At 59.1% G+C, this 16,822-nt stretch carries 14 protein-coding genes, 1 tRNA gene and 1 pseudogene; 7 read left to right on the plus strand and 9 right to left on the minus strand.

The window, feature by feature from the left end; all coding sequences use genetic code 11:
* Nucleotides 1-53 precede the first annotated feature (53 nt).
* From JZX87_RS07280 to JZX87_RS07290, 3 genes are all read left to right on the plus strand, one after another.
* Nucleotides 54-404 (plus strand): MarR family transcriptional regulator, encoded by a 351-nt coding sequence (locus JZX87_RS07280; RefSeq protein WP_183992867.1) that lies wholly within the window; start codon nt 54-56, stop codon nt 402-404.
* 11 nt (nt 405-415) lie between these two features.
* Nucleotides 416-1,261: a C40 family peptidase gene (locus JZX87_RS07285; protein WP_206824893.1), complete on the plus strand. Its 846-nt coding sequence runs from the start codon at nt 416-418 to the stop codon at nt 1,259-1,261.
* Between the two features lie 131 nt (nt 1,262-1,392).
* On the plus strand, nt 1,393-1,761 hold the full coding sequence (locus JZX87_RS07290) for a hypothetical protein (protein WP_206824900.1): 369 nt from the start codon (nt 1,393-1,395) through the stop codon (nt 1,759-1,761).
* Between the two features lie 139 nt (nt 1,762-1,900).
* Here JZX87_RS07290 and JZX87_RS07295 read toward each other — a convergent pair.
* The 3 genes and pseudogenes from JZX87_RS07295 to JZX87_RS07305 all read right to left on the minus strand — a co-directional run.
* Nucleotides 1,901-1,987: transfer RNA gene (locus tag JZX87_RS07295), tRNA-Leu, on the minus strand.
* A 92-nt stretch (nt 1,988-2,079) separates the two neighbouring features.
* The gene (locus JZX87_RS07300) at nt 2,080-2,412 is read right to left on the minus strand and encodes an Rdx family protein (protein ID WP_353654171.1); all 333 of its coding nucleotides are present in this window, start codon (nt 2,410-2,412) and stop codon (nt 2,080-2,082) included.
* Between the two features lie 51 nt (nt 2,413-2,463).
* A pseudogene (locus tag JZX87_RS07305) lies at nt 2,464-3,294 on the minus strand (NAD(P)-dependent oxidoreductase); the annotation flags it as partial.
* A 148-nt stretch (nt 3,295-3,442) separates the two neighbouring features.
* Here JZX87_RS07305 and JZX87_RS07310 point away from each other — a divergent pair.
* Nucleotides 3,443-3,742 (plus strand): hypothetical protein, encoded by a 300-nt coding sequence (locus JZX87_RS07310; protein ID WP_206824902.1) that lies wholly within the window; start codon nt 3,443-3,445, stop codon nt 3,740-3,742.
* A gap of 108 nt (nt 3,743-3,850) precedes the next feature.
* On the opposite strand, the gene JZX87_RS07315 is transcribed toward JZX87_RS07310, so the two are convergent.
* Nucleotides 3,851-5,623 carry a methyl-accepting chemotaxis protein gene (locus tag JZX87_RS07315; RefSeq protein ID WP_206824905.1) on the minus strand — a complete coding sequence of 591 codons (1,773 nt, stop codon included), beginning with the start codon at nt 5,621-5,623 and terminating at the stop codon, nt 3,851-3,853.
* A 248-nt stretch (nt 5,624-5,871) separates the two neighbouring features.
* Here JZX87_RS07315 and JZX87_RS07320 point away from each other — a divergent pair, with 248 nt between their 5' ends.
* Nucleotides 5,872-6,111 (plus strand): hypothetical protein, encoded by a 240-nt coding sequence (locus JZX87_RS07320; RefSeq protein WP_206824906.1) that lies wholly within the window; start codon nt 5,872-5,874, stop codon nt 6,109-6,111.
* Between the two features lie 91 nt (nt 6,112-6,202).
* Here the strand turns inward: JZX87_RS07320 and JZX87_RS07325 are convergent, their stop codons facing one another.
* Together JZX87_RS07325 and JZX87_RS07330 are read right to left on the minus strand one after the other, a co-directional pair.
* The gene (locus tag JZX87_RS07325) at nt 6,203-9,139 is read right to left on the minus strand and encodes a hybrid sensor histidine kinase/response regulator (RefSeq protein WP_206824911.1); all 2,937 of its coding nucleotides are present in this window, start codon (nt 9,137-9,139) and stop codon (nt 6,203-6,205) included.
* A 151-nt stretch (nt 9,140-9,290) separates the two neighbouring features.
* Nucleotides 9,291-10,226: an AEC family transporter gene (locus tag JZX87_RS07330; protein WP_206824912.1), complete on the minus strand. Its 936-nt coding sequence runs from the start codon at nt 10,224-10,226 to the stop codon at nt 9,291-9,293.
* Between the two features lie 98 nt (nt 10,227-10,324).
* Between JZX87_RS07330 and JZX87_RS07335 the strand changes: the two genes are divergently transcribed.
* Entirely contained in the window at nt 10,325-11,203 is an 879-nt protein-coding gene (locus JZX87_RS07335) for a LysR family transcriptional regulator (protein WP_206824913.1), read from the plus strand.
* Here JZX87_RS07335 and JZX87_RS07340 read toward each other — a convergent pair.
* A complete protein-coding gene (locus JZX87_RS07340; protein ID WP_206824915.1) occupies nt 11,200-12,546 on the minus strand; it encodes an NAD(P)/FAD-dependent oxidoreductase in 1,347 nt (448 codons plus the stop codon). The genes JZX87_RS07335 and JZX87_RS07340 overlap by 4 nt on opposite strands.
* A 343-nt stretch (nt 12,547-12,889) precedes the next feature.
* Between JZX87_RS07340 and JZX87_RS07345 the strand changes: the two genes are divergently transcribed.
* Nucleotides 12,890-13,453, plus strand: coding sequence for a hypothetical protein (locus JZX87_RS07345; protein WP_206824917.1), 564 nt, complete (start codon nt 12,890-12,892; stop codon nt 13,451-13,453).
* Between the two features lie 66 nt (nt 13,454-13,519).
* Here JZX87_RS07345 and lepA read toward each other — a convergent pair whose 3' ends face one another.
* Together lepA and JZX87_RS07355 are read right to left on the minus strand one after the other, a co-directional pair.
* The gene (gene lepA, locus JZX87_RS07350) at nt 13,520-15,343 is read right to left on the minus strand and encodes a translation elongation factor 4 (protein ID WP_183823725.1); all 1,824 of its coding nucleotides are present in this window, start codon (nt 15,341-15,343) and stop codon (nt 13,520-13,522) included.
* A gap of 63 nt (nt 15,344-15,406) precedes the next feature.
* Nucleotides 15,407-16,687, minus strand: a complete 1,281-nt coding sequence (locus JZX87_RS07355; protein WP_206824919.1) for an MFS transporter — start codon at nt 16,685-16,687, stop codon at nt 15,407-15,409.
* Nucleotides 16,688-16,822 lie beyond the last annotated feature (135 nt).

Consider the following 16,822-nt stretch of genomic DNA (forward strand, 5'->3'; position numbering starts at 1 on the left):
AAACAGACCGGTAACGGTTTGACGTTACGATCGGCGTCCGTTGGAGGTATCGGATGCCGATCGAATTGACCGCAACGGAGGCCTTGGGGCTGTGGCGCCGCGTTTCGCTGGAAGAGGTGAGAGGCGAAGCGGCAGACCTGACATTGCGACAGATAGCGATCCTGCTGCAGATCTATCTGATCCCGCCGCCGCATACGGTGCGGGGACTTGCCGAAACGCTCGGCGTTACCAAGCCCGTGATTACCCGTGCACTTGATAGGATGGGCGAACTCGGTCTCGTCGATCGCGTCAGGGATGATCGCGATCGGCGCAATGTCGTGATAAAACGAACCGTCGGCGGCGCGCTTTATCTGGAAAAACTCGGCGACCTGATCATCCGGGAAGCAAGACGTCCCGCCTCATGAAGGACAAGACAATGGAATTGGACAGACGCCTAAATGCCTTCCGCCCGGATCTCGCAGCGGAAGCGCTGAAGGGACAGGTCGAGGCAACCCGCTTCGTGAAGGGCGAGCCCGCGTCCGTTATCGGCCACGTAGCGGCCTTGCGGCCGTTCCCGGATATTGGCCGCGGTATAGATACGGAACTTCTCTTTGGAGAGAGTGTCCGGGTCTTCGATCGTGCAAATGGTTTCGCCTGGGTGCAGGCTGATGCTGACGGTTATGTCGGCTATCTGCCGGAAGAGATGATTGGCCCGTTGATTGAGCCGACGCACCGGATCACGGCTGCGCGGACCTTCCTTTACCCGGAAGCGGAGCTGCGCAAGCCGCCGATCAAGGCATTTTCAATGGGGAGCCTCGTCACCGTCATCGGCGATGCGGAAACGCGCGGCACGCGCTATTTCCTTCTGGCCGGCGGTGGAGCTGTTATCGCCGCCCATTGCCTGCCGGTCGGCGAGGCAATGGCGGACGACTATGTGTCTGTCGCAACGAAGTTCATCGAGACGCCCTACCTCTGGGGTGGACGCTCGGGTTTCGGCATCGATTGTTCCGGCCTCGTCCAGCTGGCCCTGATGATGGTCGGCAAAAGCGCACCGCGTGACTCCGACATGCAGGCCTCTTTCGGCCATGCGATTGCCCGTGATGCGCTCCGTCGCGGCGATCTCGTCTTCTGGAAAGGCCATGTCGGCATCATGGAAGACGAAGAAACGCTGTTGCATGCGAACGGTCACACGATGACCGTGGCGCGCGAGAATTTCGAAGCGGCGGTGAAACGTATCGGCTGGCTTTACGAGCAGCCGACCGGCTATCGCCGGATCGCCTGACGCGAACAGGCAACACCTTCATGATCCCGGCTTCGTCATCACGAGAATGTTGGCCTGCCGGTCATGGCATCCATGACCGGCTACACCTATCTGTAGATGGAACAGCAGTCCGAGGTATGGAGTTCAGCAAGATGCTCAAAGGTGCATGGATATTGCCCGCAACGATGCTGGTCGTGCTCATCCTCGCGGCAGTGCCCTCCGTGGTCTTTGCCGCCGAAGGCGATGCGTTCGGTCCTTCGATGAATACCTATTTCAAGGATCTTCCCGGTGTCGTTCCGGAAGAGCCGCGCGTCGCCAAACATGCTCCGGAAGGCTATCGCTGCACGACCGGCGTCGGTTACACATCGGAGCCGCGCCGCCGGTTCCGCGGCAGCATTCTCGATGATCTGCCGGTCCAGGTCTATCGCTGCGAAACCCCGAGTGGCGTCACCTATACCGGCACGCATATGCCCAACACCCAATGGGTCCCGGGCCTCAATCCACGCCATCTTCCCGAATGATTTTTCGCCCGCAGATCGCCGGTAGTTTCACTGTGGAAATGACCTGATCCGGCAGGCCTGAACGGGTGGTCTGCGACCCGAATCCCGAAAACAGTAAAGGCCCGCAAGCGGGCCAATTACTAAGCATAAACAATGGGAATGGTGCCCAGAAGAGGACTCGAACCTCCACATCCTTTCGGATACCAGCACCTGAAGCTGGCGCGTCTACCAATTCCGCCATCTGGGCGACGGAGAGCCATGTACGAGGGCCAGCCGATGAAGTCAACCGGGTTTTTGAAGTTTCTGTGTCAGTAGGCAAAAAACTTTTCGGCCGGTCGGCTAACCCACGGTCGGAACATCGGTTTTTGGCTCTTTTTCCACACCGTGGCGGTCCAGGTGACCGAGATCGCGTTCCGGTTCGATCACGTCGCGAACACGTTGTTTCAGTTCCTTCGGGCCGGGAAAGCCGCCGTCGCGTTTGCGCTCCCAAATGAGAACGCCATCCAGCCTTATTTCGAACGCGCCACCGGTGCCGGGAATGAGGCCGACCTCTCCAAGCGAATCACCGAAAGTCTGCAACAGCTCCTGTGCCATCCAGCCGGCCCGCAGCAGCCAGTTGCACTGGGTGCAATAGAGAATGGTGATGTGAGGCTTTCGATGCGGGGTGACCACCGGGCCGTGGGAGTGTCCCGCCGTGGCCTCGTCCAGCGCAAGCTTGACCATCGTCGCGAGGTCGGCTTCGGCGAAGCCGGCTCTGGCTGCGCTTTCGAAACTTGAGAGCGCCGCCTTCATCGCCGGGATGGCCACGTCGAGATGCGCTGCGTAATCGCTCACCACGCTGACATCCTTGACCACGCCGGACACCGGAAAGCCGACATAGTCCGTTTCGCCCAGCACCACCGGCAGGCGGCCCTTCATGGCGGGGCTGGCAGCCGGGCTTCCGGACAGGACCTCTATCATCTTGTCACGGGCAAGGCCAGCGCGTGCGCCGAGCTGCAACGCTTCCTTGAGGCTTTCCCACAGGCCTGTCAGCATCATGTTGTTGATCAGCTTCGAGGCCGCGCCATGGCCGAGCGAACCGACATGGTGGATACGGTCGGACAGCACCTCCACCACCGGTAGGAAGCGGCGATAGTCGTCCTCGCTGCCGCCGATGTAGAAACCGGCCTTTCCGGCAATCAGCGTCTCCGGTCCGCCCGATATCGGCGCGTCCAGCAGGCGCCCGCCCTTGAGTTCCATTGCCGCCCCGTGGCTGCGCAGTGTCAGCGGGCTCACCGTGCTGGTATCGACGATCAGCTTGCCGGAAAGATCCAGCGCCTCAAGCCTTTCGGCCATTGCATGCACCGCTGCATCGTCCAGAAGCGCAAGGATGATGATGTCGGAGGTTTCGACAAGCCCGGCAATATCGGCGGTTGCGGTCGCCGTTTCGGGAAAATCATCCGGAACGCCGCTGCGACTCCAGCCCGTAATCTCAAACCCGCAGGAGGCAAGCCGGGCCGCCATGGCGCGTCCCATGCGACCGAGACCGATAATGCCGATACGAGGTTTTGTCATGCGAAGTCTCCCGTCTTTTTCGCCAGCACAACCTTCCTAATCGGTCTTTTCGGCAAATGCCATTTTCATGCAGTTCGGCGCGAAATGCCCCGCTACGGAACAAATTCCGGTAACGCGCATTTTATTGGCTGGAATAGGAGGAAACGAAATGGCTTATGATCCCAATCCGAATGACAACCGTCCCGATCTGCGCACACCGCCCCCGGCGGCCCGTGGCAGCTCATCCTGGATGGGCTGGGTAGCAGTGCTCGCCGTGATCGTCGTGGGTGCATTCGTCTGGTCGCAAATGGGTAGTGCGCCCACCGATGCGACGACGACGTCCTCGACGACCCAGCCCGCAGCGCCGGCCGCTCCGGCCCCTGCAACGCCAGCCCCGGCAACGCCTGCGCCAGCAACGCCTGCTCCGGCAACACCGGCTCCTTCGGCTCCTGCGAATAACGGCGGCTGATAACCGTTTGCAGGCTGTTGATCAGATAAGAAAAAGCCGCCCTCTCATCGAGAGGGCGGCTTTTCGTCTTAAATCAGCTGAGCGGCCTGTTACCGCATGACGCGTGGCTCAGAAATCTTCCCAGCCGGGTTCCACCGCCAGAGCAGCAGATCCCGCCGTGCGGAAATGGGTAGGGGTGCGGATCGGTTTTGCCGTGGATCGTATGGATTTGACTGGCGCTGACGGCGCAGAATGTGCGGATGCCTGACCGAAGCGGAACTGTTCGAGCAGCGAAAACAGTGCTTGTGATTCATGAGCGAGACTGCGACTTGCGGCAGTCTGTTGTTCTACCATTGCGGCATTCTGTTGTGTGCCCTGGTCAACCTCGTTGATCGCATGGTTGATGTTGCCGAGTGCGAGCGATTGTTCGCGGGAAGCATCAATGATGGCGAGAATGTCAGAATTGATCTGATGCACCTGTCCGCCAATTTCCTGCAGTGCTGTACCGGCCTTGCTAACGAGCTCGACGCCGCTTGCCACATGGTTGCCGGATGTCGTGATGAGTGCCTTGATCTCCTTGGCAGCGCCAGCCGAACGCTGTGCCAACTCACGCACCTCCTGCGCGACAACTGCAAAACCCTTGCCGGCTTCACCTGCACGCGCGGCCTCTACGCCGGCGTTGAGCGCGAGAAGATTGGTCTGAAAGGCGATCTCGTCGATAACGCCGATGATGTTGGAGATTTCGCGGGATGAGTTATCGATCGAGTCCATCGCCTTGATGGCCTCGCGAACGATCTCGCCGGAGCGTTCTGCATCGGCTTTGGCACGGTTGACGAGTGCGCCGGACTCTTCTGCACGCTTGCTGGAATCCTTGACCGTCGTGGTAATTTCTTCAAGAGCAGCAGCCGTTTCCTCAACGGAAGCCGCTTGACGTTCCGTTCGTTGCGCTAGATCGTCCGCCGCGACACGGACTTCGTTGGAGCTGGAAGCGATGGCTCGGGCGTTGTCAGCAACCGTTGCCATGGCTTCACGCAGCTTTGCAGATGCAATGTTGAAGTCGACGCGCAGCTTTTCCAGCGAGGCAATGAAAGGTGTATCGATCGTTTGCGAGAGGTCGCCATCCGCCATATTTGTCAGGCAGGAGGCCAGCCGTTCGACGTTTTCCACTCGTTGGGTCACGTCTGTTGCAAATTTTACAACCTTTATGACGCGCCCTGTATCATCGAATACGGGGTTGTAGGATGCCTGGATAAAGACATTGCGGCCACCCTTGCCGATACGGGTGAATTCGCCTGCAACGAACTCGCCCGAAAGCAGCCGCTCCCAGAACCGGGCATAGTCCGCCGACGCAGCATAGGCCTCATCGACAAACATGCGGTGATGCCGACCGACGATCTCGCTGAGGCCATAGCCGAGAGTCGACAGGAAATTCTCATTGGCGCCTATGATCGTGCCATCTGTGTTGAATTCGATCGTTGCCTGCGCGCGGGATATGGCGTTGATTTTAGCCGCGCTGTCGAGGGCATGCAGTTTCGAATCGGTAATGTCATTGGCGAATTTGATGACTTTAATGACTTTTCCGCTGCTATTCTTGACCGGATTATAGTTGCCTCGGATGAAGACTTCCCTTCCACCTTTGGCAATCCGCTTGAAATCATTCGAGAAGAACTGGCCATTGCGTAACGCGCTCCAGAAGGCCGTGTAGTCCTTAGACTTTACGTAGTTCGCTTCGACAAAAAGGCTGTGATGTTTGCCGATGATTTCCTGTGGCTGATAGCCCATCAGATCGCAGAAATTCTTGTTGGCCTTGATGATGCGACCTTCAAGATCAAATTCGATGATCGCCATCGATAGATCGAGCGCATCAAGAACCCGGTCTGAACTGGATTGGAAAGAAAACATAGTTGACTATCCTCAACATAGGAGGTTGCGTTACTGCATAAATTGTAATCGATATATAATATTCGGGTTAACTTACTGATAATACAGTAGGTTATTAATGCTACGAGGGGTTTTCTCCCTTTAATGGATTGCACGCAATGGGTGTCTTTCTGATGCAAACTTTAACTATTCATTAACCTTGTTGAGGGAGGCTTCCGGCAATCGTCTCGATTGGCGGTTGGTTTAAATGATCGGCAAGGAGAAAGAGCATGACGCTCCAGACGCTGCCCGGAAAGATCCTGGACAATGCCCACCACACGCTGCTTTTGATGCAGGAGGGCACAGCATTCCACGCTGTTTGTGTCGTGAATGACAGCCGCATCGGCAATGTCCGTTCGAAACTCTGCCTCATCGAAAAGATTGCAAGCCACAAGCTTGATCACGGTGAAGTAGCATTCGACGGTCGCGTATGGATTACCTCGTCTGATCTCCCGCGCCCCGGCCATTAGGCCTTTCCCGGTGAGATCGTATCATTCTGTGGAATCCAACGGGATTGGACGATCGGGTCGTCCGTTTCAGACAAGCCGAGGGCTCGGGAAGTTATTGCCCGGTCATGACGCTTTCGATCACCTTTGCAATATCATGCTCATTATAGGGTTTGCGCAGCAGACCAGCCCGAGCTGGGGCTCCATCGGGCTTTTGATTCTCGCCGGTCGCAAAAATTACGGCGAGGCTCTGCTTGAGCTCTATCGCCTGTTTTACAAGTTCTCCGCCGCTTGTATCCGGCAGGCCGATATCCGTCAGCAGCAGATCGATCTCGGAACTCGCGAGCTCCTGAAGCGCCTCGTGTCCGTTAGAAGCCTCGATCACTTCGTGACCAAACTCCATAAGTATTTCGGCAGTATTGGATCGGATCAGAAAATCGTCTTCGACAAGCAATATCCTCAGTGCCGGTACTGAACGGTAGGCGCCAGGTTCCGAGACATCGGTTCTTGGAGATGCCGATTGTTCCACCTGCTTCTGGTTGGCGATCACATGGCGGATACGGCGCGCCAGTGCCTCGCGAGTATAGGGTTTCGATAGAAGCTCGACACCAACATCGAGAATGCCGCCATGCACGATCGAGTTTTCCGTGTAACCCGAGGTGAACAGGACCGCGAGATTGGGTAAACGCTCCTTGGCACGGCGCGCCATTTCCCTACTCTTCAGCGGGCCGGGCATGACGACGTCGGTGAAGATCACGTCGATTGGAATGCCGCTCTCGACCACGTTGAGGCCCGCCTGAGCATCCTTGGCGGACAGGACCCGATAACCGAGATCGGTCAGCGTCTCTATAACGGTGGTGCGGACCTCCTCGTCATCCTCGACGACAAGCACTGTTTCGGTTCCGCCGACGACAGGGCCGGCAGGAACGACCACTTCGCGATCCTCGTCGGCAACAGAGCGGGGAAGATAGACCTTGACGGTCGTGCCTTGGCCGACCTCGCTATAGATTTTCACATGGCCGCCTGACTGCTTGACGAAACCATAGACCATGGACAGGCCAAGCCCGGTTCCCTTGCCTTCCGGCTTGGTCGAGAAGAACGGCTCGAACACCTTTTCCAGAACTTCGGGCGTCATGCCTGAACCGGTATCGGTAACGGCGAGCAGGACATATTGCCCGGCTGCAACTTCCGCATGGGCGCGGGCGTAATCCTGGTCGAGGAAGGCATTGCCGACTTCGATCGTCAGCTTACCAGATCCCTCCATCGCATCACGGGCATTGATCGCAAGGTTGAGCAGCGCGTTTTCCACCTGCGTGGGGTCCGCATAGGTGTTCCACAGCCCGCCGCTGGTGATGACCTCAACCTCGACTGCCTCGCCCAGCGACCGGCGTAGAAGATCGTCCATGCCTGCAATGAAGCGGCCGATATTGATGACCCGCGGCTCCAGTGCCTGACGTCGGCCGAAGGCGAGCAACTGGCTGGCGAGCTTTGCGCCGCGGTGGACGCCGGCCAGCGCATTTGAAACACGCCGCTCGGCATTTTCGTTGCCGACGATGTCCTTGGCGAGAAGCTGTAGATTGCCTGCCACGACCTGAAGCAGGTTGTTGAAGTCATGCGCCACGCCGCCGGTCAGCTGGCCGATCGATTCCATCTTCTGCGCCTGCTGCAGCGCCCGTTCCGCCAACCGACGCTCGGCGATCTCCGCCTCGACTCGCGCCTCCAGGCCTTCGTTGAGCTGCTTGAGCTGTTCCTCTGCGCGCATGCGGTGGCGAACCTGCCGCTCCAGATTGCTCGCATGTTCCTGCAGGCTGGCTTCGGCCGCACGTTGTTCGGTGATGTCGGTATGGACTCCGACCCATTCCTCGATCTCGCCATCCGCACCGATGATCGGCACACTGCGGATCGAGAAGGTGCGGTAGACGCCATCATGGCGCAGAACCCGGTGCTCCCAGATATAGGTGGACTTGGCGGCAACCGCGGCCTGCCAGCTGGCTACGGATCCGGCACGGTCATCTGGATGCACGGCATTCGACCAGCCATAGCCTTGATATTCCTCCGAGGATTGACCGGTCAGGGACGCCCAGCCGGATTGTTCGCCGAGCATGCGTCCATCCGCCGTGTTCGTCCACAATACGCCATGGATGGCGTTGACGGCAGCCCGGAAGCGGTTGTTGCTGCGGCGAAGCGCGGTTTCCGAGCGCTTGCGGGCCTCGACATCGACGATCAGCACATAGATGCCGTCAACCTCGCCCTTCGGCGTGCGGCGCGGCACATAACGCACTTCCGCCGTCCGTCTTTCACCGTCGGGTCGGCGGATCACCGTGTCATTGATGATCGCCTCGCCTGAAAAGGCTTTGTTTATGAACGGGATGCGGGTCTTATAGTAATCCTGCCCGACAATGTCGGCGACATGTTTGCCGATCACGTCGGCGGCGGGTAGGCCGAACCATTCCCGGTAGCCTTCATTGGCGAAACGATAGGTGCTGTCGCGATCGATGAAGCCGACGAGGATCGGCAGGGCGTTGGTCAGCTGGGAAAGTTCCTCGCGGCTTTCCGCCAGCGCCTTGACCGCCTTCACCCTGTCGGTATTTTCAAGCACCGTGCACAAAACGCCGTCGACTTTGCCGCTTTCGGCATAGATCGGCGTGTAGAACAGGTCGAAAATCACGTCTTCCGGAACGCCATGGCGATGCAATGTCATCGCCTGGTCGCGGAAGGATTGCACTTCTCCGCGAAAGCCGGCTTCGAGAATTTTTCTGTTCCAGTCCCAGATCTCCGGCCAGATGCCGGGAACGGTGCCGCCGAGCGCGCGGGGATGATAACTGCCGGCGATTTCGATGTAACCGTCGTTGTAGATCATCACATGGTCATCGCCCCACATAAGCACTTGCGGGATGGGCGAATTGACAATCGAATTGACCTTTATTCGCAGATGCTGCGGCCATTCGGAAATCGGTCCAAGCGAGGTCTGCGACCAGTCGAATGCGCGGACAAGTTCCCCCGCTTCGCCTCCGCCAATCGGCCAATGGGCGGATACGACCTGATAGTTCATGAATTCACCGAAACGTGGGAGTAGGACAAGCGCCGATTATATGGAGCAGCAGACCCGTTTTCCAAGAGGTTTCAAGCGCAATTACACGCTGATCGATGGACTGTACGGTCACTGAAAATATCGGTGGCGAGACTTGCTGTCTTCATAGGCCTCAGGCGATCAACAGATAGGCCGAGATGGTCAGGATCGAGAGGATGGTCGATATCAGCACGACGCGTCCGGTCAGGCTTGCCTCCCTGTTGTAGAATTCCGCCAGCATGAATGGACCGGTACCGGTCGGCAAGGTAGCGAGCAGAACCGCGACATGCACCGAGCCCGCAGGCAGGCCGAGCAGCGGCCCGGCAACCACCCAAGTGACTAGCGGATGGGCGATCAGTTTCAGGGCGACCAGAATGCCGGTGGTGGAAAGCCTGTTTGCTGCCGTCGCCGCCTGCGGACCGGCGAGGAAGAGACCGAGCGCGATCAGTGCGCAAGGCGAGGCCGCACCCGAAAGCAGCTTCATGAATGAATGTACCGGCTGCGGTAGCGCCCAGCCGGATAGCATGAAGATGGCGCCGAGCACGGGCGCGACAAGCAGCGGGTTCTTGCAGAGCGAGGCAAACGTCTTGAATGCGATGTCGCGGCGGCGGGTCTCTGACTGAAGCCCGCCCTCGATTAGAATGATGGCGACGGCAAACAGGACGCAGACCGTGAGGATGGTTGCGATCAGTGTTGGTGCCATGCCGCTATCGCCAACAAGCGACAGGACCAGCGGAAAGCCAACAAAACCTGTATTGGCGTAACTTGCATTCAGCGCATCGACTGCAGCATCTGCGAGATGCCGGCCCTTGGCCACTCGCCAGAACAGCGTACCGACAAAGATGACCGCACAGCCGGCGCTGAAAGCGAGGATGAAACCGGGTTCCCAGATCTGCTCGATTTTTGCATTCGCCATGATGTCGAACAACAATGCAGGAAGGGCAAGATAGACGACCAATCGGTTGACCTCGCGCGTCGCATTTGGCCCGAGTGCACCGCTTTTCCGAGCAATCCAGCCGGCAAGAATAAGTGCAAATATGGGTAGGACGATCAAAAGGTTGGTCAGCATGTCGGCAGGCTCGAATTATTGCTGCCCCTTGCCTAACGCTATTGATCGATATAATCCAATGTCATTGAAGTGTCAAATTGATACTCTGGAGGTATCAAATGGATACGCGCCATATGCGCTATTTCGTTGCACTGGCGGAGACCCTTCATTTCGGCCAGGCAGCAGCCCGTATGAACATGAGCCAGCCGCCCTTCAGCCGGCAGATTGCGGCGATTGAAAAGGCGCTCGGCGTCCGGCTGTTCGAACGTAATTCCCGCAATGTCGTGCTGACGACGGCGGGCAAGCATTTCCTCAATGATTGCCGATCAGTACTGGCCGGGTTCGAGGCGGCGTGCCGCGACGTACAGCTTGTCGCGAACGGTGCCAAGGGGGAGTTGAAACTGGGTTTCACCATGTATGCGGCGCAGGGCATCGTGCCGAAACTTGTGCGCCTGCTATCCGATGCTGCACCGGATGTGCGTCTCGTTCTCGAAGAAAGGTTGCCGAGCGATATTGATGAGCTTCTGTTGGAAGCGCGGCTGGATGCCGCAGTCACTCTTGGAAATCCGACGGCGCCGCATCTTCGGACCCGGCTCCTTGCGCGTGATCGGCTTCGCCTGATCGTCCACGCTGATCACCCGCTGGCCTCAGCTGAAAAGGTGGGGGCTCAGGCCTTGGCGTCGGAAAGGCTGATCGCCGCTCCAGCATCGGTGGTGCCGACATTGCGTTCGGCAATCGGAGCCTATTGCGCAGCAGGCGGTATTGTTCCGCATTTCGCGCTGGAGCCACGCCTGCAGCACACGATCATAAGGCTGGTGGGGGAAGGCTTGGGCGTTGCTCTGATCCCGCAATCGCTCTGCAGCGATCTCGGCGAAACCATCGTCTCCCGCCCGCTGATCGATCCGCCTGAATTTGACGTCGTGCTCTGCGCTCCCACGGCATCGAAAAACCCGGCCGTCGCAAGACTTTTCGAGCTTGTGAAGCAATTGTCCTTCTAAAGCGCCGGCCCCAGCTTGATCGCGCTACCATCGGAGAAGCGCGACAGCCGGAACCGGCTTAGATCATGTCCAACGGCATGGCCCTTTATGAGATCGGCAACAACGCGGCCGATGCCGGGCCCGATACCGAAGCCATGGCCGCTCATGCCGGTTGCGACGAACAGGCCGCCGATCGCCTCGACGCGATCGACCACCGGCACGACATCCGGCATCGCATCGATCATTCCCGCCCATGCGGTTTTCAGGCGCACCGGGCCAAGATCGGGGAAAAGTCGGGCGAACTCGCGTTGCACCGAACGCAACCCCTTTTGCGAGGGAGCGGGGTTGAGGATGCGCATCCGCTCGAACGGGCTGGTTTCGTCGGCCGTCCATGTTCTGCGCGTCGACCATGCATCGGGAAAGCGTGAGGGTGCAGCTGGCAGATAGCGAAGGCCGAAAGGGTTATCGAGCAGTGCGGGCAGATATTTCACCGCGTGGCGGAAAGCGTCCGGCCCGACATAGAGCGCGCTGCCGCTACCGGGCGCCAGCGTATAACCGCCATCCTGCCGACGACGGAAGGCGACGTCACTATCGACCGCAGCTCCCGCGTGAACCTCAGGCATCGGTTCGGTGGCTGCGACCGTGGAGCGAACGCTGAGCTGCGGGATGGACACGCCATGCAGGCGCAGCAGCAGTGACGACCATGCGCCGCCGGCGACCAATACGCTGGAGGTTTCGATCAATCCGGTCTCGGTCCACACGCCGCTGATCCGGCCAGCGGAAATGTCGAGGCTGCGGGCGGCGCAGTTTTCGACGATCGTGGCGCCCTTGCGTGCCGCAAGCCGCGCAAGGGCCGGCACGGCAAGCCAGGGTTCCGCCCGCATGTCCGAAGGGGTCGTCATCGCCCCATGGAACTTGCGCGCCATGCTGGGGATGAGCGTCGCCGTTTCGGCCGAACTCAACAGTCGCGTATCGACATCGTGCCGGGCGGCGATCTTGATGAAGTCGTCGAACTCGGCCATCTGCTTGGCCGAATTGGCAAGGTAGGTTACGCCGGTCTGCGCGAGACCAATATCCTCGCCGCATTCTTCCGCAAGCTGCTTCCACACCCGGCAGGCTTCTATGACGATCGGCAGCTCGTCCGCATCGCGCCCCTGCTGGCGGATCCAGCCCCAGTTCCGCGACGACTGTTCCGCCGCGATCCGCCCCTTTTCGACAAGCGTGATTGAAACACCCTTTTCCGCCAGATAAAGCGCCGTCGTGACCCCGATCACGCCGCCGCCGATGATCACCACATCCGAACGTTTCGGGAGGGGGCCATGAAACTGGATCGGATCGCTTTCGGAAAAGGGGAAGTTGGGCACGGGATGCGGTCCTGAATGGCGGAGGTTGAGTGTGTCGACTCCTAGCCAGTCGGATTGGGGCGATCAAGAAGGCATTTCTGCTGAATTTGACCCCCAGTGGCGGCAATTCCGCACGGCGCGATCAAAAACGATCATCCGTCATACCGCAGAGCATGGCGGATAAACTCAAGGATAGCATCGAGAGCCCCATGTATGATTGAGGTCCGGGCGAGCAGGTGAGAGCTTTCTTCACGAGCAGAACAGGAATTTTGCTCATCCAAACCTCTCCGGTCGGTCTTCTTCTTCCGCTCGACATGCGGATTGCAGTGAGCCTGCGGAGACAGACAGATTGAAGGAAACCACGATGAAAATTCTGGCCGACAAGATCCTTTCCCAATCCGCTTATTCCCACGATATCGACATTCCTCTCGATGAGGTCGATATCGCCGACTGGCTCTTCAATCTGCCGGAGGCTGAGTACCAGCGCTGCTGCCCGCCCGACCACATTGCTGCGGGAGCGACCTTCACCGATGACGGACGCCGGATGTCGATCAATGTCGAGATGATCGGCACTGGTCTGGTCGTCCAGCACTATGTCGCGGACGAGGCAACGCCCTCCTATTGCCGGATGAATTCGATTTCGGACGTCTTCACGCCATTGGGTGAGCGCACGCAGGTCAATGTCATCTGGGAACTGATCGCTGAAGCGATTGACGGCAACCGCACCCGCTACACCAACCGCGTCACCTGCCATCCGACTGATATGTTCATGGATTTCATTGCAAAGCACGGTCAGACATTCGAGCAGGCCGCAGCTGCGCGACAGGCGGCCGGCGGCGACCATAATCATCGCGAAACCCCATTGTTTGCCGAAAGCATCGCCCGCAAGGCGCGTGCGAGCGCGGCAATCAGGGCGGCAGCTGAGTGAAGTTGCCGTGCTCCCAATAAAAAATGCCGCCCTCGGGGGCGGCATTTTTTGAAAGTCGAGATGTGATCAGTCGTCCTTCATCTTCAGCGCTGCGATAAACGCTTCCTGCGGGATATCGACCTTGCCGAACTGGCGCATCCGCTTCTTGCCTTCCTTCTGTTTGTCCAGAAGTTTACGCTTACGGGTGGCGTCGCCACCGTAACACTTGGCCGTCACGTCTTTGCGCATCGCCGAGATCGTCTCGCGGGCAATCACGTTGCCGCCGATTGCTGCCTGGATCGGAATCTTGAACATGTGCCGCGGGATCAGATCCTTGAGCTTCTCGCACATGTCGCGGCCGCGCTTTTCCGCCGCCGAACGGTGAACGAGCATGGAAAGCGCATCGACTGGCTCGCCATTGACCATGATCGACATCTTCACGAGATTGCCTTCGCGATAGCCGTGCAGATGGTAATCGAACGACGCATAACCCTTGGATATAGACTTCAAGCGGTCGTAGAAGTCGAACACCACTTCATTGAGCGGAAGCTCATAGCTCAGCATGGCGCGCTTGCCGACATAGGTCAGTTCGGTCTGGATGCCGCGGCGGTCCTGGCAAAGCTTCAGGATGCCGCCTAGATAATCGTCCGGTGTCAGGATCGTTGCCTTGATCCACGGCTCCTCGATCGACGCGATCTTGACCACATCCGGCATGTCGGCCGGATTGTGCAGCTCCTTCATCGAGCCATCCGTCATGTGAAGATGATAGACGACCGAAGGAGCGGTTGCGATCAGGTCGAGGTCGAACTCGCGCTCGAGGCGCTCCTGGATGATTTCCAGATGCAGCAGGCCGAGGAAGCCGCAGCGGAAACCGAAACCGAGAGCGGCAGACGATTCCATTTCGAACGAGAACGACGCATCGTTGAGGCGAAGCTTGCCCATCGCCGCGCGCAGGTCTTCGAAATCAGCGGCATCGACCGGGAAGAGACCGCAGAACACCACCGGCTGGGCCGGCTTGAAGCCCGGCAGTGCCTTCGCCGTCGGCTTCTTGTCTTCGGTAATGGTATCGCCGACGCGGGTATCGGCAACTTCCTTGATCGAGCCGGTGAAGAAACCGATTTCGCCCGGACCGAGTGAGTCGACGGCCAGCATCTTCGGCGTCAGCACGCCGACGCGTTCGACCTGGTATTTTGCGTCCGTGCCCATCATCCGGATGGTCTGGCCCTTGGAGAGTACGCCGTCGAGGATACGCACCAGAACCATGACGCCGAGATAGGTGTCATACCAGCTGTCGACCAGCAGGGCCTTCAGCGGGCCCTTGTCGCCGGCTTCGCTTTTCGGCGGCGGCAGCTGGTGGACGATTGCTTCGAGAACGTCGGGAATGCCGAGGCCGGTCTTGGCCGAGATCAGCACGGCTTGGGAGGCATCGATGCCGATCACTTCCTCGATCTGTTCCTTGATCCGATCCGGTTCGGCCGCGGGAAGGTCGATCTTGTTGAGGACGGTGACGATCTCGTGATTGTTGTCGATCGCTTGATAGACGTTGGCCAGCGTCTGCGCTTCGACGCCCTGGGAGGCGTCGACGACGAGCAGCGAACCTTCGCAGGCGCTGAGCGAACGCGAGACTTCATAGGCGAAGTCGACATGGCCGGGCGTGTCGATCAGATTGAGGATATAGGTCTCGCCATTGTTCGCCTTGTAATGCAGGCGGACGGTCTGGGCCTTGATGGTGATGCCGCGTTCGCGCTCGATATCCATCGAGTCGAGAACCTGTTCCGACATGTCGCGTTCGGCAAGGCCGCCGGTCGTCTGGATCAGACGGTCGGCCAGGGTCGACTTGCCGTGGTCGATATGGGCCACGATCGAGAAGTTGCGGATATGGTCAAGCGGCGTGCGGGAATTGGTGCTCATGGTTCGCGCATATATCAGTGACAATCCCCGCCGCAAAGGGGGAAGATAACCGTTTGTTGACTATCAGCCCTCCAGGGCCTGCGCCTTGGCTTCCGCCTGAGCCTCTGCAGCCCCCGGTTCCGTCATGGTCGCGGCGTTCGGCATCTGCGCGCTTCGCATCTCGTGGCTTTCGCGTTCGTCTTCCGGTGCCGGTCCGCGTTCCTTCAGGCGGAAGACGATATAGAGGCCATAGGCGGTCGCCACGAGTATGATCGCATAGATGAATGTCTGCTGGCCAAGGACCGGAGCAAGGAAGGTGATGCCCAGCGGCACGATCGTGGCAGCCGTCGACCATGCAACCAGAAGGGTGGAGGAGAGCGGCACGAAATCGCCCGGATCGGCGCGGTCATTCGCATGCGCATTGGCAACCGAATATACGGTTTCCACCGCCCCGCCGAAAACGAGGAAGACGATCATCAGGAGCACGAAAGTGGTAAACGACACCATCAGCGCCGCAAAACCCGCAACAACGATCAGCCCGCAAGTGAAGAGCAACACGACGCGGCGGTCGAGCCGGTCGGAAATGATGCCGAGAGGATATTGCACGAACAAAAGCCCGGTCTGCATCACCAGCATCAACAGCGCCACCTCGCCTTGCGTCACACCGTTGAGCGTCGCGTAGATCGGGGTAAAGCCCTGCACGACCATCGAAAGCCCGCCCGAGGCGAGCACGCCGACAAGGCCGACCGGCGAGATCTTCCACGCCATCCTGACATTCACGCTGACGCTCGCCGGTGCAGGCGGGTTCGGCAGGCGAGTAAGCCCGATCGGCAGGATGGAGAGCGCGGTGACGAAAACGACGATGAGCGGTGCAAGATTGCTGTCCGCCGGCACCTGCCCGAACAGCCATGCGCCGCCGCCGAGCGCAAGCACAAAGGCCATATAGAAGAAGGACATCGCCCTTCCGCGCCATTCGTTGGAGGCGGCGTGGTTGAGCCAGCTCTGGGCGATGATGAAATTGACGTTGGAAGCCGCGCCATAGATCGCTCGCGCGAGGATCCACCAGGCGGCCGGCAGGTCGGCTGCAACCAGAACCGCGCCGATAATGACCATCGACATCGAGCAGGCGAAGAGGCGCGCGTGGCCGACACGACGGATCAGCGGTCCGGCAAGCACGCAGCCGAGCAGGCCGCCAAAGGCGAGAGCGGGCACGGCAAGCCGCGCTGCCCATGTCTCGCCGCTCTGGGTCAGCACGAAGGGGACGTAAGTGGCCATAATGCCACTGCCGATGGCGGCAATCGTCATCGATAGGATGATGCTCGCGATGGAGAGGGGCGAAACTCTGACCTGCGCCTGAGCCGTCATGCAAATTCTCCAAAAGCCACTATGCTTTGCGCCATCTACCCGGCCTGCTTATCCTATCGCGCAGTGGTTTCGCTATCGTACAAACGCCACCGCGGCGAATTTTCCGACGGAACGTCAAAATCCTTGACTCCATGA

This window comes from Agrobacterium sp. Ap1, assembly GCF_017313375.1.
In the GTDB taxonomy this organism is placed as follows: Bacteria; Pseudomonadota; Alphaproteobacteria; order Rhizobiales; family Rhizobiaceae; genus Neorhizobium; species Neorhizobium cellulosilyticum.